The following is a 21036-nucleotide window of genomic DNA, read 5'->3' on the forward strand; positions in this document are numbered from 1 at the left end:
CCTATCATCGCCGCCGCCGACAGCGGAGGCTGGGTAAGCTGACTCCGGTCGAATACGAGACCGTTCACAAGGATGCCGTCGCCCTGGCGGCATAAGCCCGACGGTCAACCGAACCTTCAGCAGACCCTCGCTGACGAACATCACTCACTGTCATGGCTGTTCGCTGTACCAGGCGGGGACTCTCCCGAGCTGGAACCACCACAAGCTGCTGTGCAATTGATGGGTTCGAACACCTACGAGTGGGTGCTCGACCAGATCGATGGACTCAGCAAACCAGAGGCCTGGTCCAGCGCATTCGGCAACACTCGCGTCTTCGTCTTCACTAGCAGGCAACTCTCGGCCCCCAAAGGTGCCAATATTGGCTTCTTATCCGGCGCAGTAGAGGACGCTCTTCCCGCGATCAGAGAGGCCGCTGGAGATGGAACTGTCTGGATCGTGGGTGGCGGAGACCTTGCGGTCCAGTTCCTCGAAGCCGAAGCCCTGAACGAGTGCGTATTCACCATTGCGCCAGTGGCTCTGGGGAACGGAGCACCGCTTTTTCCCCGACGGCTGGAATCGAACCAATTCACGCTGACCTCAGCACAGCAGGTAGGCCAGTTCACTCGGGTCGCCTACAAGGTGACCTACCCCGACCGCTGACGGATCCCCAAGTGACACACCTTCACCGCGGGCTGGACTCCCGTAGCCTCTTCGCTGTGCTTCGATGCCGTTGAGGATTGTGACAGGTTACTGGGACAGGAGCCGTCTCACCGAGTTGTCATGCCCCAGGTCAGCACAGCGCGGTCCTGACAAGTTCAGTGAGAACCTACAACCGTCACCGGACATCACGCGCCGCAGGCACCTTGGGGCAAAACCGGGGAGTCATCGTCCGTCACCGCCGGACACTTTCAGTGCATGAAGCAGAAGAAGCTCACCAAGGAAGATCTACCCCGGCTGATGACCCGACGCGAAGTTGCCGAGCATCTCGGCGTCGCCGAGGGCACCCTGCGCAACTGGAACTCTGCTGGCCGAGGTCCTGCGCCGGTGAAGTACGGCACCTCGACGGTGCGCTACCTCCCCGAAGACGTCGAGGAGTGGGTGCGCTCCCAACGAGAGCCGATGCTGGTCTGACCAGCAGGACGACACAGGTAGGCCCCGTGGACAATGACCAGTCCACGGGGCCTACCTGTGTCTGCGGAGATTCCGGTGTCGGCTCAGCCGTCCAGGGCCAGCGCGTCCCACTGCTCTACGGCCTTCGATCCGGCCGGGCCGGGCCGATGCTTCGGAGCCTCCGGAGCGGGTCCGAGATCCTCTCCCCCATCGTCGATGTCGTCCTCACCGAAGACCTCTGCCACCCACGAGGCATCGGGGGTGACCGCCTCTTCGGAGCGCTGCGGGACCCCGAGGCTGATCAGCCAGTCCCGGTACTCATCCGTAGTGCGGAAGTACGACTTGAAGACCGCCGGAGTGTCGCCTTCGGGTTCGATAGCTCCAACACCCCTGGAGGCCTTGGGATCCTCGCGGACATGGTGCGGGATCGTCGGTACCGCCTCCGGGCGGGAGAAGACCAGTCGCCGGTTCGCCTCGGTAGTTTTCGAACCCATTAGCAGCTTGTGGCCGAGGTTGGTGCGTAGCGCCGGGTCGATACCGGTGGTCGCCGATGCGACCTGGGTCGAGGCCAGCAGGCAGATCCCGACGAAGCGAAACTCCGCGGCGATATTCTTGATCGCGTCTTTCAGCAGTGACTTGGCGAAGTTGGTGGCCTCGGCCCGCTCCTTGAGCTCGACCTGCTTCGGCGGAGCGTCCTTCGGGATCTTCGGCACGGAGTCCATGGCGTAGAGCGCGGTGAGCTCGTCAATGACCACGACCATAGGCTTGAACCCCTTGTCCGCAGGCAGGTCCTTCCAATTGACTGCACCCTGGCGCTTGAGCTCCTTGGCACGACGCGCCCCCTCCTGGCGGACCATCTCCGCAGTGGCAGCAGCATGGCGGATGCTGTCGCAGCCCCAGCCACCGGGGATGAGGAACTCCTGGCACCACATGAAGTCAGCCGACTTCGACGGGGTGTCGATGATGACCATCTCAGCCCGACGTGCCAGCAGGTAGGCGATGTAGGCGTTGATCGAAACGGTCTTACCGGAGCCGGCGGTGCCGCCGAGCTGAGCCATCTGATGTGCTTCCAAGTTCAGGTACTGCACCTGGTGCGACTGTCCGGGGTCGGGCAACGCGATGCCCATCGGCACCTGGAAGTGGTCCTTCTTCGTGTGGTCGAAGGCGTCCATCTTCTTCGGCATCGGTGTTTTGTAGACCGCCTCGAAGGTGGCCAGCTCGGCAGGAACCAACGCCCCGGTGCGTCGATGAGTATCAGTCTCGACGTACCAGCCGGGCTCGCCGATGATGACGGTGGCCACCTCGTGGAGCGCATCGTCGTGCTTTGACGGGCGGTATCCGGCCGGGAGAGTGAAGCTATAGCCTTCGTCGTCGCGCTTCGACACCTGGATGTCCCACGGCTCGGCGCGCAACGCTGTGGAGATGGCATCCCGGGCGCGGATGACGTCCTCAGAGAGCTTCGAGATGATCGCCCGACGACGGTGAGGTTCGAAGGTCGTCATCTGGTAGCCGGGGTAAGTATCGGCCAGAGAGACCGCACGCGACTTCCCGTCGGACTGTTTGGTGCCCTGGGGCAGCTTGATGATCTTCGAATCGTTGCCGGCATGGGAGGTCACCACAGTGTTGGACTCACGCTTGAAGATCGCCAGCCCCTCGTCGGGTTCGAAGCCGTCGAGTTCGAAGCCCGGACCATGGTCCTCCTCGATGCGTTCGCGGACCCTCTGAACGTGCTTCGGGTTGTCGGGGCGGAACTTCTGCCCGACCCTCACACGCTTGCGCTCGATACCCATGCTGCCGCAGTTGCTCATGTTCTCCCTGCCGGTGAAAGTATGTGCCTCACTGGCCGTACATGCGCATCTGCGGGTTCCAAGGGCTCTTCAGGGGTGACCGCTGCCCCGCAGGAAGCCTCCCCCGGGGCCGCAGTGCATCAGCGATGCATCAGTCGTCGAAGAGACCCGGATCATCCTCGTCGTAGCTGATCTGCTCGCGGGACGACTGACTGATCTCAGCGTCGTCGTTCATACCCATCGAGTAGACGTAGTAGTGATCAGGTTGGATCAGGTCGCACCCTTCATCCCCGTCGACCCACCGGTATTCGGCGGCCACCTCGCGGGTCGCCGAGTGAGCGGCATCGTCAGAATCATCGGCGCCCTCATCTTCGACGAGCTCGGTGCGGACCTCGGCGGCGGCGTTGCACTCCATGGCTGTGTCCCAGGACTCGTCGCCGGTCTGCGGTCCGCAATATGGCGGGGTTCTTCAGATGCTCCGTGGCGGCACATTGCCGCGAGTGACGGAACCGGATGAGCTTCGCAGGACCACAAGGGGGTCCGTTTGCGGGACGCGATAGTCACACTCGCGCGACCACTTATCTCAAACGCTCGTCGGCGACCTGGTCGCCGCGATGGCGGCCGTACCATTGGGCTTGCTGAGCCATAACGTCGGCGAATGAGGTGTCGTCGGTTGCGCCGTAGACCGTGCCTTCGAAGTCGAGGTCGCGCTGGATCGCCCAGATCTTCTCGTGCTGGTCCGGAGATAGAACCTGGGCTGGGTCGCCAACGGCGACCCAGGCGATCGGCACCGTGGCATCGGCGGGCAGTGCCGTGTTGGCGTGCACGACGCCGTTGATGCGGACCTCGACCCGAGCAGCGAGCCGGCTCCCTGGGAACAGCGAGCAACCGGTGGCCAGAAAGCACTCTTCACCGATGGTGGCGCCGTTGACGTGGGCGTGCGGACCGATCAGCACATTGTCGCCGATCTCGACCGGGTGGATGCCGCGTCCGCGTATCAGCGCGTTCTCCATGATCACGCACCGGTGGCCAATGGTGACGCGGCCGTCCTCAGCCGTGACGACGGCACCGAACAACACGCGGGTCTCAGCGCCGATGTGGACGTCCCCGCACACCACCGCGTTCGGCGCAATGTAGGCGTCGGGGTGAACCTGAGGCGTCGCCCCTCGATGGGTGATCAGCGGCATGGTTTCACCTCCTTTCGTCGAACTCGGCATCGTGGATCCTAGCCTCGGCAGCTTGCTCATCGAGCGACTGCCGGTACGCAACGCATCCGCGCATGAATTTCGGCCAGGGCGGGACGGCAATGTCTGGATCGACCTGTTCGGGCAGGGTCCCCCAAAGATCGGGATGATGCCAGCACAAGTCATGCCCAGAACTGTCGCGATGCTCACGCACCGCGGTGCGAAGCTTCACCACCTCAGCCAGCAGCTCGTCTCGCATCATGGCCTGCAGATCCTCATCCATACACCCAGCCTGCTCCACCGAAGGTCAACGCGGCAAGATCGAGTCCGATTGCCGATCCCCAACTGACACTTGGGCGGTGTCAGCGAGAACCGTGCCTGGGACCTGTCTGCTCTGCCAGCTCTGCCAGGGTGTGTGCCAGTGTCGTCACTTGCGAGGACCGGTCTTTCCACTGATCGCTAACCTCTCCGAGATAACCTGCTCGGGCATGTTCCAGTAGCACGCGGTCATTGCCACTGAGTTTGGGCGCAACCTGTTGGGCAGCGTCGTCTTTGGATGTCATCTGACCGGTCTCTAGTGTGACGATGATGCGCGCCATGGTTAGCAGGGCATTCCTTTCATCACCGACGATGTCCTGGATCACGCGGGGCACCACCGCCAAAAGCGCCTGTCGGAGTACCTCTGGCGGGACCGGGCCCAGAAGATCGTCCAGCTCGGGGCCACGCAGCACCGTGTGTGAATGCTGAGCCGACGCCAATAGTGCAACGGCGTCAGGATCGTGGACAGGCTTCGGCAGCATCCCTGTCACGAAGTCTTCGCGCAACCATTCACCGTATTGAAAGTCGCAGCGGGGTGCTTCAGCTATCGGGCACAGGTCGCTGAGAACCATACTGGTCACCTCCAGTGGTTGACGGTCGGCGGCACTGGGGAAATTCGCAGCGTGACCTTTCCATCCTGAGAGGTCAAGCAACACTGAGACCAGAGCCGAACGCTCAGAATCGGTCAGTGACCGGTGTGTGAGGATCAGCAAATCGATGTCGCTGTCGGGCCGCAGCCCTGTGGTCGTGGCGGACCCATAGAGATAGACGCCTACTAGGTCACCGGGGGCACAGTGGTCCAGGTGTCTCAGAAGCGGGGCAAGCAGCTCATCCATCGTAAACCCAGGCTAAGTGTTGCGGGGCCTGACGTTGTTTACAGAACCGACGGGATGAGCGAAGAAGAGGAGCAGGCCCTCTGCGCTGCATGATGGGTAATCGCGAAAGAACCGTCATCAGCGAAAGCGAGCCTGCTCCTCGATGTCCCACGATAACGCGCCACTGACCCCGGAAGGGCGACTCCGCCTCATCGGCCGCATCCAGAACGGACGACCGCTGGCCCACGTCGCTGCTGAAGCCGGAGTCTCGAGAGCCTGTCTGTCGAAATGGCACCAGCGCTACCAACACCACGGCGAAGACGGCCTCCACGACCGTTCGTCACGGCCGCAGGCATCGCCGGATGCCACCCCGGACTGGGTGGTGGAGCTGATCGAGACCTGGCGCCGGGAGTATAAGTGGGCGGCTTCCCGCATCGCCGTCGAGCTTGGGAGCGAGCACGGTTTCAGCATCCACCCGCGCACCGTGGGCCGCTGGTTCAAGCGCCTGGGGATCAACAGGCGCCGCCACCTCGACCCGGGCGGAGAGTCGGCCCGGCAGCCCGGCACGATCACCGCCACCGCCCCTGGAGCGATGGTGCACCTGGATGTGAAGAAGGCCGGCCGGATCCCCGACGGCGGCGGCTGGTTCGCCCACGGCAGAGACTCCGAGGCCGCCCGTGCCGCCGATCGGGCGAAGAGCGCCGCGAAGAAGCAGGGCCACAACAGCAGCGGCTACACCTACCTGTACTCCGCAGTCGATGGATACACCCGTATCGCCTACACCGAGGTGATGCCGGACGAGAAGGCCGCCACTGCGGTGGAGTTCTTGACCAAGGCCAGAGCCTTCTTCGCCGCCGCGGGCATCACCCGACTGGGCAGAGTGGTCACCGATAACGGAGTGAACTTCGCCGCCGGAGACTTCACCCGGGCGGTGAACAACCTCGGTGGGATCCATCAGCGGATCAGGCCCTACACGCCGCAGCATAACGGCAAGGTCGAGCGATACCAGCGGATCCTGGCCGATGAATGCCTCTACGCGAGGACCTATGACTCCGAGCGAGCCAGAGAAGAAGCGATGAAGGTCTGGGTTCAGCACTACAATCATCACCGACCCCACTCAGCTGCAGGCGGTCAAGCTCCTGCCAGTCTCGTCCCCTCGTCCCGGGGCGCGTCACCAACGTCCTGCCCTCCTACAGGATTCGATCACCGGGGCGATGACCTGTTCGGAGATGTCTGCCCGCAGCTGGGCCTGGCTGACCTCATCAGTGTGCTGGGTGGAGACCACCACTGTGTCGATACTGACCGGGCGTTCACCCTCGTAGCCGATGATGACCTGAGTTTTGCCGTCCGGGCGCAGGTATTCGAGGGCCCCGGACTGGCGGGCCTCAGTCAGCCGTGCCGAAAGCCGGTGGGCTAGGGCGATCGGGGTCGGCATGAAGGTGTCAGTCTCATGGGTGGCATAGCCGAACATGATGCCCTGATCCCCTGCGCCCTGGGCATCACGAGGATCCTCGGCTCCGCCGGTGCGGGCTTCCAGGGAGTTGAACACTCCCTCAGCGATCTCAGCGGACTGCTGGCCGATGGAGATATTGACTCCGACTCGTTCGCCGTCGAAACCATTGGACGAGGAATCGTAGCCGATGCCGACCAAGGTATCGCGAACCAGTCGCGGGATCTCTACTTAGCCGGGGGTGGTCACCTCACCGGCAACCTGCGCCAAACCGGTTGTGGTCAGCGCTTCCACAGCAACTCGCGAGTTGGGGTCCACAGCCAGTAGGGCGTCCAGAATGGAGTCCGAAACCTAGTCGCAGATTTTATCCGGATGCCCGATTGTCACTGACTCGGAGGAGAACAGGCGCAGAGAATCTGATGAACTTACCGGGTCATCCTATCTCGGCGGGCATGGCCTCTCGGCCCAGTTGTCATCTTCAGCTGAAAAAGGAATTGAGCACTTCTCTGCGCAGCACTTTTCCGGTGGTCGAATGCGGTAGCTGACCAGCGACCTTCACGATTCTGGGACACTTATATGCCGAAAGCTGGGCCCGGGCATAATCCTTGATCTCGTCCTCAGTGACCGTGGTACCGGGGTGGGGAACGACGACGGCGGCGATCTCTTGTCCCACCCGGTCATCATGGAGTCCGACGACGACCGCCTGGCTGATTCCGGAGTGTCCCTGCAGAGTCTGTTCCACCTCGGAGGGGTAGACGTTGTACCCGGCGCGGATGATCAATTCCTTGAGCCGGCCGACGATGAAGACATAGCCGTCCTCATCGATGCGGGCGAGATCTCCGGTACGGAACCAGTCACCGGCAAAACTGGCCTCGGTGGCCTCGCAGTCCCCCACATAACCGTTGAAGATGGTGGGCCCGGTGACCTGTAGTTCTCCGATATGGTCTTCGCCTGCCGGAAGGACTGTGCCGTCCTTATCGGTGATCCGCATCCGGGTTCCCCAGGAGGGGGTTCCCACCGAACCGATCTTGCGTTGTTGACGACTCTGGTTCACACAAATCGAGGAGGTAGTCTCCGAGGCGCCGTAACCTTCGAGCAGGGCCGCATTGGGGAAGATCTCCTCAAACTGGGAGATCAGCTCCAGACGTAGTGCAGACCCCCCGGAGGTGACCCTACGGACTGTGCTGAGGTCCCGTCCGCCGGCGCCGGCGGAGACGATATCGCTCAACATCGTCGGCACCGCGGAGAACCGGGTGACCTCGTGAGTCTCAACCAGGTCCAGGATGCCCTCGGCTTCAGGTTTCCGCATCAGCACCAGGGTCACCCCCCAGGCCATAGCGATATTGAGAATCCCGGACATACCAAAGACATGGAACAGCGGCAGACAACCCAGAACGATCTCATCAGATGTGGGATTGCTGCGGGTGTTCAGGGTCGTGCAGCTCATCCAGAGGTTGAAATGGCTCAGTGCGGCGCCCTTAGGCCTGCCTGTGGTGCCGGAGGTGAAGATGATGACGGCGTCGTCGTCCGCTCTGCGCCCTGGCTCAGGAGCCTCGGCTGTATCGGGACCCGGTGCCAGGAGCTCGGCGAAGTTCAGTTCGCCCTTTTCCAAGGGCGGGCTCTCCGTAGCAGGATCACTGTCGACAACAAGCAGGAAATCCTCGATTCCGGCCGCGGCAGCCCGGATGGTGGCAGCGGTGGCCTCTCCCACCACGGCTGCCCGGCATTCTGCCACGGCGAGGATATGTTCGACCTCACGCTCAACGGCCAGTGGGTTGAAGGGGACAACCACCAGACCGGCCCGCAGCACCCCGTAATAGGTGATGACGAAGGAGGGCGTGTTCTTCAGCTGCAGTCCCACCGCTTGCCCCGGTGCCAGGCCCTGGGCACGCAGCCGATTCGCCACAGTGGTGATGGCCGCATCGAGCTCGGCGTAGGTCCACTGCTGTTGACCTGAGATGAGGGCGGTTTTCTGCGGGAACTGCCGCGCCGACTGGGCCACCATCATCGACAGGTCAAACATTAAGTTGCTTCTCCTTCGGGGTGTTCTGTCACCGACTCCCCCGCATTCGCAGGGAGTGACTCACAACACACAACCACCAGAGAGGCCCGGAGGCAACGGAAGGGCAGGCTATTACCATCTCCCCACCTACTTGATACCCCCTGAGTATCAGTACCCCTTAATAGTGGCCTGAGTCATACATTCAGGGATATGAATAGTGGAAGCTCAGATGCGTGACTGGGATCACAAACCATGATAGTCAACGTCACGGGAGATTACCTTGACCATCCACTTCAGCCGCCGCAGCTTTCTGGCGGGCGCGGCCGGACTTGCCGCGGCGGCCTCCCTAAGTAGCTGCGCAGCAGGCGCACCTGCCCCCACCAACTCCGCGCTGCCCCGGCAGTTCGTCTGGTCGACCTATGGCATCGGTACCGGGACCTATAACGACCTCGCTGCTGTGGCCAATAGGCTGACCAGCGAAGTCGGCATTCCGGTGCGACTGATGACCTCCGATACCGGTATCGGCCGGCTGGCACCTCTGATCAACGGAACTGCCGACTACGCCCGTGCTGGCGATGAGTACTACTACGCCTTTGAGGGCAATGATGAGTTCGCCTCCGAAATGTGGGGGCCCCAGCGGCTCCGCCAGGTCTGGACCCCGCCGGGCAACTACGGTGTGCTGGTCCGCGAAGACAGCGGCATCGAAACGGTCAGCGATCTCGAGGGCCGGCGCTATCCCCGCCTGACCGCCAGCACCTCAATGAACCGCAAACTCGAGGCCATCCTGAACTACGGAGGACTCACCGGCGACGACGTCGTCCAGGTGGACATCTCCTACTCCGAACAGGTCGAGGCCCTGCGCACCGGACAGCTGGATGCGCTCTACCACAACACAGTCGGCTCCAATATTGAGGAACTGGCCTCCCAGTACCCGGTCCGCTGGCTGGACCTCGGCGGGGACGATGAAACCCGGTACAGCACCTGGGAGGAACTGGCCCCCATGGTCCGGCCCGGAGAGTTCACAGATGGTGGCGGCATGGAGCCTGGGGAATCGGCGGTGAATATGCAGTACACGATTCCGCTGACCACCCTGGCCGACCGGCCCGCCGATGAGGTTGCCCAGCTGATCGACTACATCGACGAGCACTTCGACCATTTCAAAGACGTCACCCCGGATGCACAGAATTTCCACCGGGACGTGGTGCTACTGGATCCCATGGTGGTGCCCTTCCACGAGAGTTCGGTGGCCTTCTTCGACCGGATCGGCCGCTGGACCCCGGATCTGCAGGCCCGCCAAGATGCCCTGCTGGAGCGCGAAGAGCTCATGGCAGAGGCCTGGCCCGCCTTCCTGGAGAACAACTCCGATGCTGAGGATCTCGCCCAACGGTGGGTGGACTGGAAATACGAGAATCTTCCCTCACTGCCCAGTGTCGACGATGTGCCCGATCCCATGGACGAGCAGAACCGCAGCGATTCCGCTGAGACAGACGGCGATGACGACGACGCAGAGCAGAACGGAGCCGGATGATGACAACCACCACCGAAGAGGTCCCCACGCGGGCCACCGATGGTCAGGACCGCGCCCAGCAGCCCTCTGGTGGGGATGTGCAGAAGCTCATCGCCACCACGGCCGCGAAGAATCCACGGCTGACCCACTTCTGGAGCGTTGTGGTCATCGCGCTGACTGTCATCGGCGTGCTGCTGTCAATGAATCAGGTCTTCTTTTGGAACCTGGGCGGACTGGCCATCCTGACCAACTCCTATCTTTACCTTCTGCTGGCCTGTTTCCTGCCGATCGTCTTCATCGTCTGGCCGCTGCACAAGACTAAGGATCCCGAGAGCGAGGGTGAGGACGGAGCCGAGGCCGCTGGACAGGCTGAGTCGTCTCCCACAGCCCAGGCCCGCCCCCGCACCGGTGTCCCCTGGTACGACTGTCTGGTCGTGGTGGCCACAATCCTCACCTGTGGTTATTTCGCGCTCAACGGGGTCGAGATTCAGGAGTACGGCTGGGAGTTCATCGCCCCGACCACCGCCACCGTACTGAGCTTCGTCCTCTGGCTGGTGGTCCTGGAAGCCCTGCGTCGCAGCTCCAGCTGGATTGTCGCTGCCCTGGCTCTGGCTCTATCGCTCTACCCGCTGATTGCAGAGGGCATTCCCTTCGCGATCCTGCAGGGTATCCCTTACGACGTCACCACCCTGGCCCAGGTCCATGCCATGGGCCCGGAGAGCATCCTGGGTCTGCCCATGGAGACCGTGGGTTCAATCCTGATCGGCTTCCTGCTCTTCGGTATCGTGCTGCAGCACACCGGTGGCGCTGATTTCTTCCACAACCTCTCGATGGCGATCTTCGGCCGCTACCGCGGAGGCTCCGCGAAGGTCTCGGTGGCTAGCTCGGCCACCCTGGGCATGATGAGCGGTTCAGCGGTCTCCAATGTGCTGACCACCGGACCCATGACGATCCCAGCGATGAAGAAATCCGGCTTCAGCGCCCGGATGGCCGGTGCCGTGGAGGCCACTGCGTCATCGGGCGGTTCCATCACTCCCCCGATTATGGGAACTGTGGCCTTCCTGATGGTCTCCTTCGTCGGCGTCAGCTACACCGAGGTGCTGATCGCTGCGATCATCCCAGCAGTGCTGTATTTTCTGTGCATCTTCATCCAGATCGACGGCTATGCCGCCCGGCAGGGCCTGGCCGGTACCTCTAAGGAGCTGCTGCCCAGAGTCAGTGCGGCACTGCTGGCCGGTTGGCCCTATATCGCCTCTCTGGTGGTGCTGACCATCATGCTCTTCAACGCCGGCTCCGAGGCCCAGGTCCCCTACTGGATTGTGGGCATCCTGCTGGTGATCGCCTTCCTGAAACCGGGGCTGAGCTTCGGTCCCAGACAGTTCACCACCATGCTGCTGGACGCCGGTAAGACTCTTGGCCAGATCATCGGCCTGATCGCCGGCGTGGGGCTGATCCTGGGTGGGCTTTCGGCCACCGGGGTTGCGCTCTCCCTCTCCCGTGACCTGGTGGCACTGGTCGGAGATAACCTCATCCTGATTCTCATTGCCGGTGCTGTGGTCTGCTTCGTGCTCGGTATGGGCCTGACCATTTCAGCTGCCTATGTCTTCCTGGCGATTGTGATGGTCCCGGCAGTCACCGCCCTGGGCGTGGACCCCATTGCCGCACACCTCTTCGTGATCTATTGGGCTTCGGTCTCCTACATCACTCCCCCGGTGGGCCTGGCAGCCTTCGCCGCGGCCAGTATCTCCAAGGCCTCCGCCATGGCCACCTGTGTGACCGCGATGAAGCTGGGCGCAGTAAAATACATCGTGCCCTTCGGTTTCGCCCTCAACCCGGCACTGGTGGCCCAGGGAACTGTCACCGAGGTCCTGACCGCGTTCGCACTGAGCCTCATCGGTGTGGTCGCCATCGCCAGCTCCATCAATGGCTGGTTGCCAGCGGTGGAGCATGTCCTGGGCTGGCCAGCCCGGCTGATGCTCGGTATCGGCGGAGCGCTGCTGTTCCTGCCCATGCTCTGGGCGGCGGTGACCGGTATCGGTCTGGTCGCAACCGCAGCTGCCACCACCTATCTGTCCAAACGCTCCGCTACTGCACCACTCACCGGGGCCGAATCAGCCAACCGAACTGAGACCGACCAAGAGGAGAACATATGAGCACCTTCAGCGAATCCGCATCAGCAGCCCCGGAGCTGATCACTGTTGAACGCAGTGCCGGGATCGCCTGGATCACCATCAATCGCCCGGAGTCCCGCAATGCGATGAACCGTCAGGTTCTCGCCGAGGTCTCTGCGGCACTGGATGAAATCCACGACGACGCCGAGACCCACCTGGTAATCTTCACCGGCGCCGGGGAGAAGGCCTTCGTAGCCGGTGCCGATATCCATGAGTTGGCCCAGCGCACTCCGGTGGACGGGCTGGCTGCGACCATGCAGCGGCTCTACGAGCGGATCGAAAACTTCCCCAAACCCACGATCGCAGCGGTCAACGGCTACGCCTTCGGCGGAGGCCATGAGCTAGCCCTGGCCTGTGATATTCGCATCGCCTCCAACAACGCCCAGTTCGCAATGCCGGAGACCGGCCTGGGCATCATCCCGGCCGCCGGAGGCACCCAGCGACTGGCCAAGATCGTGGGCATCGGCCGGGCCACCGATGTGATTCTCACCGGCCGGCGGATCCGTGCTGAGGAGGCTCTGTCCTGGGGGCTGGTCTCCGAGGTTGTGGAGCCGGCAGAGCTGAAAGAGGCGGCCCTGCGCTGTGCCGAAAGCATCCTGGCCCGGGGTCCACTAGCGGTGGAGCTGGCCAAGACTGTGGTCCAACACGGTTTCACCGTCAACCCCAGCACCGGGATGCTGCTGGAACGCCTCGCCCAGGCCGTGCTCTACAGCACTGAGGAGAAGGCTGAGGGCACCAGGGCCTTCATCGAAAAGCGTCGGCCGAATTTCCGTCCCAATTCCGCCACCGCCGAGCACAGCTAAGGAGAGCATCCATGACAGAAACCCAGACCGCCACGGCCTCAGAGGTCAACCGGGTCAGTGTGATCGGCGCCGGCACAATGGGCGCCCAGATCGCCATGGTCGCCGCCTTGGCAGGATTCAGCACTGATCTTATCGATATCCAAGACCAGCAGCTCGAGCAGGCACGCACCGGGTTGGCCAAACGCCTGGACCGGGATGTGCAGAAGGGCCGGCGGAGTCAGGATGAGGTCGATACCGCCTGGGCCCGGCTGAACCTGACCACTGATCGTGATGCGGCGGCGAAGCAGAGCGACTTCGTCATCGAGGCCGCCGTGGAGGACCTCGGCATCAAGAAGAGCCTCTTCAGTGAGCTGGATGAGCTCTGCCCACCGCACACCATCCTGGCCACCAATTCCTCCAATATCGTCTCCTCACGGATCGCGGAGGCGACGAACCGACCGGAGAAGGTCTGCAATATGCACTTCTTCAACCCCGCGCTGGTGATGAAATGCGTTGAGGTCGTCCCCAACCCCCAGACCTCAGCCGAGACGGTGGCTACTACCACTGCCCTGGCCGAGGCCATGGGCAAGGATCCTGTGCAGCTGCATAAAGAGGTTCCCGGTTTCGTGGCCAACCGGCTGCTCAACGCTCTGCGCAAGGAGGCCCTTGATCTCTACAACAAGGGCATTGTGGACTTCCAGGACATCGACACTGCGGCCAAGACCGCACTGGGCCATCCGATGGGTCCCTTCGAATTGATGGACCTGGTCGGCATCGATGTGGTCTATCTGATCCGTCTGGCCGAATACGAACAGACCGGTGACCCCGCATCCCTGCCCGACCCCGCGGTCAAAGAGCTCTACGAGGCCGGCCGCTACGGCCGCAAGAGCGGCCACGGCTGGTACAGCTACGAGTCCTGAGCCCGCACTGGGTGCCTCAGTGTTCTGCCTCCCGGGGATCGGGGAACATCCGCTCAGCCAAATCCACCACGGCGCGCAGGGCCGGACTGGTATCGGTAGCCCGCCAGATCATCCGCACCTCAAGGGGTCGACCACCGTCGGCAACCGGGATGAAGGAGACACCATCAGAGGCGATATTGTCCCGAACCGAATCCAAAGTCAGGGCACAGCCCAACCCTGCTCCCACCAGAACCACCAGGGTCCAGGAATCTGGGGCGGTCTGCACCACCCGGGGAACATAGCCGGCAGCCATGGCCAGCGAGTTCAGCCGGTTCTGCAGGGCAGCCCCGGCCCCGGCCGGCAGGACGATCCAGGGCTCCTCGGAGAGTTCGGCCATACTGACCTGCTCACGGCCGGCCAGCGGATGGGACTCCGGCAGGGCGAGCATCAGCTCCTCCAACCGGATCACTGAGGAGTCGATCCCCGGGGGCAGGAAATCCCACCGTCCAATGACCAGATCCAAGGATTCGTCCAATACCCGCTGCAGACCAAGGTGAGAGAACTGAGAACTGTGAAGCTCAAAATTGATGCCGGGACGCACTGCTCGGATGTTGCGGGCCAACTGGCCCACCTGCCGGTTGATCGAGGCCCCGGCGAAACCCAGGCGTACCCTGCCGGTCTCGCCAGACATCGCGCTGCGCACCGACTGTTTGGCGTTCTCCGAGACCGAGACCAGGGTCTGGGCATCCTCCAGGAGGGCCTGTCCGGCAGAAGTCAGTGCCACATGGCGGGTACTGCGCTCGAAGAGAGTAGCTCCCATGGAGCGTTCCAGCTGGCGGATCAGTCGACTCAGCGGCGGCTGAGCCATTCTGAGTCTGGTTGCCGCTCGGCCGAAATGCAGTTCCTCGGCCACCGCGAGGAAGGCCCGGGCCTGGTGGACTTCCATATCCCTCCAACTTTTGCACTTTAGGTATCAGAATACACGTGATTTTGTATTGGACAGATAGTAATCGCGAGTGGTTCTGTGGTTCATAGCACACTGGACGAAAGAGGAAATATGCCGGATGTATCCCAGCAGGTGGGCGCATTCTCGACTGAGTCGCAGTCGGGGGCAGCCCAGGGGCCGCTGAGCGGCGTCGTCATCGCTGATTTCACCCGAATTCTGGCCGGACCGTACTGCACCATGCTGCTGGCCGATATGGGGGCCACAGTGATCAAAGTCGAGGCCCCTGCCGGTGATGACTCCAGGACCTGGATTCCACCTGAACGTGACGGAGTCAGCACCTACTATCTCGCGGTCAACCGGAATAAGCATTCCATCGTGCTGGACCTGCGCGAGCCGGAGGATCTCGCCACCGCCCATGAGCTGGTCGGGCAGGCCGATGTGTTCGTGGAGAACTTCAAACCGGGGGGTCTGAGCCGCTACGGACTGGATGCCGAGACGACCACCAATAAGCATCCGCAGCTGATCCACACCAGCATCACCGGTTTCGGCAGCGGCGGGGGCAAGGATATGCCCGGCTATGACCTGCTGGTTCAGGGACTCTCCGGGCTGATGTCGGTCACCGGCTCACCGGAGCGCCAGCCGCAGCGGGCCGGGGTGGCGATGTTCGATGTGATCACCGGGCTGCATGCGGCAACCGGCATTCTCGCGGCCCTGCATGAACGCAGCCTCTCCGGCGGCGGTCAGCATCTGAAACTGGACCTGCTCTCCTCTGCCCTCTCCGGTCTGGTCAATCAGACCGCCGGTTATGCCGCCTGCGGCAATGTTCCGCAACGGTTGGGCAATGACCATCCCAGTCTCTACCCCTATGGTCCCTTCCCCACCGCGGATAAGGAACTGATCATCTGTGCCGGCAATGACCGGCAGTTCTCCCGCCTGGCGGAGGCCCTAGGCTTCGGATGGGCGGCCGAGGACCCCCGGTTCTCCTCTATGGAGGCACGGAATCAGCATCGGGAGACCCTGCGCGAGCTGCTGGTTGAGTCCCTGGCTCAGCAGCCGGCTGACCACTGGTTCGAGGTCCTCCAGGGTCAGGGGATCCCCTGTGCCCCGATTCTCAATATCGGCGAAGGCGTCCAGTTCGCCGAACGCCTGGGCCTGAACCCCGTTGTTCCAGCAGGCAGCGCCGAGGAGACAGTGCCCACGATCAAGCACCCGGTCTCCTTCAGCCGCACCCCGGCCCACTACACCAAAGCCCCACCCCGATTGGGTGCCGATGGGGAGGAAGTCCGTCAGTGGCTGCGTGCCCGCAGCACCGCACCGGCTCAGGATGCATCCCGATGAGCTATACCCCACCGAGTTCCGCTTTTCAGACCCCGATCACCATCCGCTGGTCAGACCAGGACATCAACGGGCATGTGAATAACGCCCGGGCCCTGACCCTAGTGGAGGAGGCCCGGATCAAAGCCTCCGACTACTGGGCCGGCAGTGCGGAACGCCATCGCTTCCCCCGAGTAGTGCGCAGTATGGACGTACAGTTCCACCGGCCGATGCACCACGGCAGCGAACTGACCGCCTATGTGTGGATCACCCGCATCGGCAACACCTCCTATGCCGTCCGCCACGATCTGGTTCAGGAAGGCACCCTCTGCCTCAGTTGCGAAGCGGTGATCGTGCTGCTTGACCCGCAGACCGACAGACCGACCCCGGTGCCCGAGACTCTGCGCACCGCCCTTGCTAAAGCCCTCTGCGAAGGCGCGAAAGGTAACTGATGACATCTGTAATTGAACACCCCGACTATTTCCTGCTCGACGAAGGGCTCTCAGCCCAAGAGACCCAGTTGCGGGACACTGTACGCAGCTTCGGTAATGAGCATGTGCTGCCGGTGATCAATGAGTACTGGGAGCGGGCAGAGTTCCCCGAGCCGGTGCTTGCCCCGCTGGCCGAGCTGGGCATTGTCGGGGGTTTCATCCCCGGCTACGGCTGCCCAGGGTTGTCCCGGCGGGCAGCCGGGGTGATCGCCCGCGAAATGGGCCGGATCGACGGCTCGGTCAACACTTTCCTGGGTGTGCATTCGAATCTCTGCATGGGCACTATCTATATGCTCGGCAATGAGGAACAGCGCAGCCGCTGGCTGCCGGAGATGGCCCAGCTGAAGCGCACCGGCGCCTTCGCTCTGACTGAGCCCACCCATGGTTCGGACTCCGTCTCCCTGGAGACATCGGCCCGCAAGGAGGGCGAGACCTGGGTGCTCAATGGGCATAAGCGGTGGATCGGCAATGGTCATGCCGCTGATGTGGTGACCATCTTCGCGCGCGATGAGGCCGATTCCCAGGTCAAGGCCTTCGTCCTGGAGCGCCAGGCCGACGGTTCCTACCCCGAGGGCTACCGTCCCGAGGTCATCACCGGGAAGGTGGGCAAACGCTCCATCAACCAGGCGGATATCGTCATCGAGAATCTGAAGATTCCGGCCGAGAACCGCCTGGCCGACTGCAACAGCTTCAAGGATGTCAACCGGGTGCTGCGCGCTACCCGCGGCGGGGCCTCCTGGGAGGCCGTCGGCCATGGCATGGCCGCCTTCGAAATCGCCGCGGAGTACGCCCTCAACCGGGAGCAGTTCGGTGCGGCTATCGGCAGCTATCAGCTGATCCAGGAGAAGCTGGCGAGCATGCTCTCGGATCTCACCTCCATGCAACTGATGTGCACCCGGATGGCTGAGCTGGCCGAGGCTGACCGGCTCACCGACGGGATGGCGTCCCTGGTGAAGATGACCACCTCCCGTAAGGCCCTGGCGATGTGCCGGCAGGCCCGGGACATCCTGGCCGGCAATGGTCTGCTGCTGGAGAACCATATCGCCCGGCATCTGACCGATATGGAGGTGGTCTCCACCTATGAGGGCACTGATTCCATGCAGGCGCTGATCGTGGGCCGCGATATCACTGGGATCTCCGCCTTCACCCGCACTGCCCGACGCTGAGCCCCTGCTCCCCCACTGCAATCTCTTGGAGGTTTGATCATGTCATCGCCCAGTTCCGCATCTGCCCCTGCTGCCTTCCTGGTCGGCGGCACCCGCACCCCGGTGGGCCGGTATGGCGGCGCCCTTTCTGCTGTCCGCCCCGATGACCTCGCTGCCCTGGTGATCCGTAAGACCGTCCAGGCTGCCGGCATCGACCCCGCCGCGGTGGATGAGGTGGTCTTCGGAAACACCAATGGGGCCGGTGAGGAGAACCGCAATGTGGCCCGGATGTCCTGGCTGCTGGCCGGGTTCCCGGACACTGTGCCGGGAATGACGGTCAACCGGCTGTGTGCCTCGGGGATGTCTGCCATTGCCACCGGATCGCAGATGATCGCCGCCGGTGATGCCGATCTCGTTCTCGCCGGTGGTGTGGAGTCCATGTCCCGGGCGCCCTGGGTGATGGCTAAACCGACCACCGCCTTTGCCCGTCCCGGTGAGATCGCCGATACCTCGATCGGGGCTCGGTTCATCAATCCTGAGCACCTCAAGCATGAGAAGCGGATGATCTCCATGCCTGAGACCGCCGAGGAGGTCGCTGAGCTGGACGGGATTTTCCGGGAAGATGCTGATGCCTTCGCACTGCAGTCCCATCAGCGAGCTGTTGCCGCTACAGAGGCCGGCCGGCTGCGCCGGGAGATCACACCGGTTGATGTTCCCGGTCGAAAGGGTCAGGTCACTACCGTGGACACCGATGAGGGTCCCCGTCCCAACACCTCTGTTGAGGTCCTGGCCAAACTGCGTCCGGTGGTCTCGGGTGGTTCCGTGGTGACAGCAGGCAACGCCTCGAGTCTCAATGATGGCGCCTCGGCTGTGCTGGTGGCCTCTGAGCGGGCGGTGGAAAAGTTTGGGCTGCAGGCCCGGGCCCGGGTAGTTGCCCGGACAAATGCCGGTATCTCACCGGAGATCATGGGCCTGGGGCCGGTTCCGGCTACTGAGCGGGTGCTGCAGCGCAGCGGCTGGTCTCTGGATGAGATCGGTGCCGTGGAGCTCAATGAGGCCTTTGCCTCCCAGTCGCTGGCCTGTATCCGCCGCCTGGGTCTGGATGAATCAGTGGTCAACGCCGATGGCGGGGCTATTGCCCTGGGCCACCCCTTGGGTTCCTCGGGCAGCCGGATTGTGCTGACCCTGCTGCGCCGGATGGAGGATGAAGGAGTTGACCGGGGCCTGGCCACAATGTGTGTGGGCATGGGTCAGGGCGCTGCGATGCTGCTGGAGAAAGTCTGATCTTCACCGATCGGCCTGAGGCCGCGGGGGCCAATCGGTCAGCAGCCTGCTGAGACAGCCGATGACGGCCTCTGCGGCCTGCGCTTTGGTGCCACGGACCCGGACACCGATCTCGGACTCGCTGCCGGTGGCTGCCAACTGTGCTTTGGCTGCCTCTGAGGCCAGGATCTGGACCTCTGTGGTGTCCTGACCGAAGACGAGGTTCTCCCCTACCCGGTTGAAGACCAAGAGGTCACAGCCTTTGCGCTGCAGCTTCTGCTGGGCCAGCTGAAGGGGTCGGTGGATTCATCTCCGGTCTCTGCAGCAAATCCGACGATGACGGCCGGCCCGTTGCCATGTTGTTTCCGGCGAGTCACTGTCCCGGCGAGGATATCCGGCTCTTCGGATTTGAGGTGGGGGCAGGCGACGCGCCGGTGACCAGAGGACAGGGGGTGAAGAAGGGGCCGGGATCCCTGATGATGTGTAGCGACCAAACCGCACATCCAGGAAGCCCCGACCCCGATGTCTGAGAATACGTGCCCCGTCCCGGCCTGCCCAGCCGACCAGCACCTCTACTGCCACAATTGCGACCTCTTCGCCGACCTCGACGGCCTCCACGTCATCGCCGTCCAGCGTCCTTCCACTGCCGGGCGGCTGCAGGTGGTGGTCGAGTCAGCCTCAACACCGATGGGCTGTCCGGACTGCGGAGTCATCGCCATCAGTGCTGGCAGGAAGAGCGTGGATCTCATCGATGCCCCGGTCTATGGCATCCCGGCGAGGCTTCGATGGCGCAAGCGTCGATGGCGGTGTGTAGATCCCGGTTGTGCCCGCGGAGTGTTCACTGAGCAGAACCTCACTGTGGCGGCCCCGCGGGCGCTGCTGACCAGACGCTGCATCGCCTATGGGATCATGATGATGCGCCGGGAGAACCTCTCGGTGCAGGGGCTGGCCCGGCAGATGGGAGTGGACTGGCATACCGCTTGGAGAGCCATCGGGCCGGTGCTCGCCCACGCTGCTACGGACGAGCATCGCTTTGCCGGGGTGACGACTCTGGGAGTGGACGAGCACATTTGGCACCACGTGAATCCGGCTCGCCGGGGCCCGAAGGAGCTGACCGGGATGGTCGACCTCACCCGAAATTCGGAGGGGCGGGTGCAGGCCAGGTTGTTGGATCTGGTTCCTGGCCGAAGCGGCACTGTCTACGCCGAATGGCTCGCCGCTGGCGGCCCAGAGTTCCGCACCGGGATCCAGATCGCCCCGCTGGATCCCTTCGCCGGGTACAAGAACGCCATCGATGCCCAGCTGACCGAGGCCACCGCTGTTCTTGATGCCTTCCACGTGGTCAAGCTCGGCACTCAAGCTGTCGACGAGGTGCGCCGAAGAGTCCAGCAGCAGACTCTCGGGCACCGAGGCCGTAAGGGCGATCCGCTCTATGGGATCCGGCGGCTGCTGCAAGCCGGGATCGAGAATCTCAGTCAAGCCCAGTGCCGACGCATCGAGAAGGTCATCACCGCTGATCCGAGGCATGAGGAGGTCTTCATCGCCTTCCAATGCGCCCAAGAACTCCGCTCGGCCTATCAGCACCACGACCTGTCAGCTGGGCGGCGGATCGCTCTGAAGGTTCTGGAGTCCTTCAGTAGTTGCCCGGTACCAGAGATCGCGAAGCTGGGCCGGACCCTGCGCCGGTGGCGCAGCGAGTTCTTGGCCTACTTCACCACCGACAGGTCGAACAACGGTGGCACCGAGGCCGTCAACGGGCTCATCGAGCTGGCCCGGAGGATCGCCCGTGGGTTCCGCAACCGGAGCAACTACCGGCTACGAATTCTACTCATCGCAAGAGGCCTCGACGGATACCTCCCCACCTGAAGTCCGA

19 protein-coding genes and 2 pseudogenes are annotated in these 21036 nt (G+C 63.1%); 12 read left to right on the forward strand and 9 right to left on the reverse strand.

The annotated features are described in order from the left end of the window. The first annotated feature begins 219 nt into the window (after window positions 1–219). Together IEW85_RS13385 and IEW85_RS13390 are read left to right on the forward strand one after the other, a co-directional pair. A complete protein-coding gene (locus tag IEW85_RS13385; RefSeq protein ID WP_229659041.1) occupies window positions 220–639 on the forward strand; it encodes a dihydrofolate reductase family protein in 420 nt (139 codons plus the stop codon). A gap of 255 nt (window positions 640–894) precedes the next feature. Beyond that, window positions 895–1110 carry a helix-turn-helix transcriptional regulator gene (locus IEW85_RS13390; RefSeq protein ID WP_070160926.1) on the forward strand — a complete coding sequence of 72 codons (216 nt, stop codon included), beginning with the start codon at window positions 895–897 and terminating at the stop codon, window positions 1108–1110. A gap of 83 nt (window positions 1111–1193) precedes the next feature. On the opposite strand, the gene IEW85_RS13395 is transcribed toward IEW85_RS13390, so the two are convergent. The 5 genes from IEW85_RS13395 to IEW85_RS13415 all read right to left on the reverse strand — a co-directional run bounded on the left by IEW85_RS13395 (window position 1194) and on the right by IEW85_RS13415 (window position 5214). Then, a complete protein-coding gene (locus tag IEW85_RS13395; protein ID WP_188686736.1) occupies window positions 1194–2897 on the reverse strand; it encodes a P-loop NTPase family protein in 1704 nt (567 codons plus the stop codon). 130 nt (window positions 2898–3027) lie between these two features. Beyond that, window positions 3028–3291 (reverse strand): hypothetical protein, encoded by a 264-nt coding sequence (locus IEW85_RS13400; protein WP_188686740.1) that lies wholly within the window; start codon window positions 3289–3291, stop codon window positions 3028–3030. Window positions 3292–3454: 163 nt separating this feature from the next. Beyond that, a complete protein-coding gene (locus IEW85_RS13405) occupies window positions 3455–4063 on the reverse strand; it encodes a gamma carbonic anhydrase family protein (protein ID WP_188686743.1) in 609 nt (202 codons plus the stop codon). A gap of 4 nt (window positions 4064–4067) precedes the next feature. Beyond that, window positions 4068–4343 (reverse strand): hypothetical protein, encoded by a 276-nt coding sequence (locus IEW85_RS13410; RefSeq protein ID WP_188686747.1) that lies wholly within the window; start codon window positions 4341–4343, stop codon window positions 4068–4070. 79 nt (window positions 4344–4422) lie between these two features. Beyond that, window positions 4423–5214: an aminoglycoside adenylyltransferase domain-containing protein gene (locus IEW85_RS13415; protein WP_188686749.1), complete on the reverse strand. Its 792-nt coding sequence runs from the start codon at window positions 5212–5214 to the stop codon at window positions 4423–4425. 142 nt (window positions 5215–5356) lie between these two features. Between IEW85_RS13415 and IEW85_RS13420 the strand changes: the two are divergent. Next, a pseudogene (locus tag IEW85_RS13420) lies at window positions 5357–6411 on the forward strand (IS481 family transposase). On the opposite strand, the pseudogene IEW85_RS13425 reads toward IEW85_RS13420, so the two are convergent. Both IEW85_RS13425 and IEW85_RS13430 read right to left on the reverse strand, forming a co-directional pair. Next, window positions 6389–7054: pseudogene (locus IEW85_RS13425) on the reverse strand (S-adenosylmethionine synthetase N-terminal domain-containing protein); the annotation flags it as partial. The pseudogenes IEW85_RS13420 and IEW85_RS13425 sit on opposite strands and share 23 nt — an antisense overlap. Window positions 7055–7121: 67 nt before the next feature. Next, on the reverse strand, window positions 7122–8666 hold the full coding sequence (locus IEW85_RS13430; protein ID WP_188686752.1) for a class I adenylate-forming enzyme family protein: 1545 nt from the start codon (window positions 8664–8666) through the stop codon (window positions 7122–7124). Window positions 8667–8925: 259 nt separating this feature from the next. Here IEW85_RS13430 and IEW85_RS13435 point away from each other — a divergent pair, with 259 nt between their 5' ends. The 4 genes from IEW85_RS13435 to IEW85_RS13450 are packed head-to-tail and all read left to right on the forward strand — an operon-like array spanning window position 8926 to window position 14025. Then, the gene (locus IEW85_RS13435; RefSeq protein ID WP_188686755.1) at window positions 8926–10173 is read left to right on the forward strand and encodes a TAXI family TRAP transporter solute-binding subunit; all 1248 of its coding nucleotides are present in this window, start codon (window positions 8926–8928) and stop codon (window positions 10171–10173) included. Next, entirely contained in the window at window positions 10170–12305 is a 2136-nt protein-coding gene (locus IEW85_RS13440) for a TRAP transporter permease (protein WP_229659042.1), read from the forward strand. Before IEW85_RS13435 ends, IEW85_RS13440 begins: the two co-directional genes overlap by 4 nt. Further along, window positions 12302–13126, forward strand: coding sequence for an enoyl-CoA hydratase/isomerase family protein (locus tag IEW85_RS13445; protein WP_188686761.1), 825 nt, complete (start codon window positions 12302–12304; stop codon window positions 13124–13126). The genes IEW85_RS13440 and IEW85_RS13445 overlap by 4 nt, the downstream gene beginning before the upstream one ends. Window positions 13127–13137: 11 nt before the next feature. Next, a complete protein-coding gene (locus IEW85_RS13450; protein WP_188686764.1) occupies window positions 13138–14025 on the forward strand; it encodes a 3-hydroxyacyl-CoA dehydrogenase family protein in 888 nt (295 codons plus the stop codon). Between the two features lie 16 nt (window positions 14026–14041). Here the strand turns inward: IEW85_RS13450 and IEW85_RS13455 are convergent, their stop codons facing one another. Continuing rightward, complete coding sequence (locus IEW85_RS13455; RefSeq protein ID WP_188686766.1) at window positions 14042–14950, reverse strand: LysR family transcriptional regulator; 909 nt, start codon at window positions 14948–14950, stop codon at window positions 14042–14044. 111 nt (window positions 14951–15061) lie between these two features. Here IEW85_RS13455 and IEW85_RS13460 point away from each other — a divergent pair, with 111 nt between their 5' ends. Genes IEW85_RS13460 through IEW85_RS13475 form a run of 4 tightly spaced genes read left to right on the forward strand, consistent with a single transcriptional unit; the run spans window position 15062 to window position 19184 of the window. Beyond that, window positions 15062–16288, forward strand: a complete 1227-nt coding sequence (locus IEW85_RS13460) for a CaiB/BaiF CoA transferase family protein (RefSeq protein ID WP_188686769.1) — start codon at window positions 15062–15064, stop codon at window positions 16286–16288. Next, complete coding sequence (locus IEW85_RS13465; protein WP_188686772.1) at window positions 16285–16716, forward strand: acyl-CoA thioesterase; 432 nt, start codon at window positions 16285–16287, stop codon at window positions 16714–16716. Before IEW85_RS13460 ends, IEW85_RS13465 begins: the two co-directional genes overlap by 4 nt. Continuing rightward, window positions 16716–17921, forward strand: a complete 1206-nt coding sequence (locus tag IEW85_RS13470; protein ID WP_188686774.1) for an acyl-CoA dehydrogenase family protein — start codon at window positions 16716–16718, stop codon at window positions 17919–17921. Before IEW85_RS13465 ends, IEW85_RS13470 begins: the two co-directional genes overlap by 1 nt. A gap of 39 nt (window positions 17922–17960) precedes the next feature. Continuing rightward, entirely contained in the window at window positions 17961–19184 is a 1224-nt protein-coding gene (locus IEW85_RS13475; protein WP_188686777.1) for a thiolase family protein, read from the forward strand. Window positions 19185–19187: 3 nt separating this feature from the next. Here the strand turns inward: IEW85_RS13475 and IEW85_RS14500 are convergent, their stop codons facing one another. Then, window positions 19188–19469 (reverse strand): phosphopantothenoylcysteine decarboxylase domain-containing protein, encoded by a 282-nt coding sequence (locus tag IEW85_RS14500; RefSeq protein ID WP_373286571.1) that lies wholly within the window; start codon window positions 19467–19469, stop codon window positions 19188–19190. Window positions 19470–19685: 216 nt separating this feature from the next. Between IEW85_RS14500 and IEW85_RS13485 the strand changes: the two genes are divergently transcribed. Further along, the gene (locus IEW85_RS13485; RefSeq protein WP_229659044.1) at window positions 19686–21029 is read left to right on the forward strand and encodes an ISL3 family transposase; all 1344 of its coding nucleotides are present in this window, start codon (window positions 19686–19688) and stop codon (window positions 21027–21029) included. Window positions 21030–21036: the final 7 nt, after the last annotated feature.

This window comes from Nesterenkonia cremea (assembly GCF_014642675.1).
Classification (GTDB): Bacteria; Actinomycetota; Actinomycetes; order Actinomycetales; family Micrococcaceae; genus Nesterenkonia; species Nesterenkonia cremea.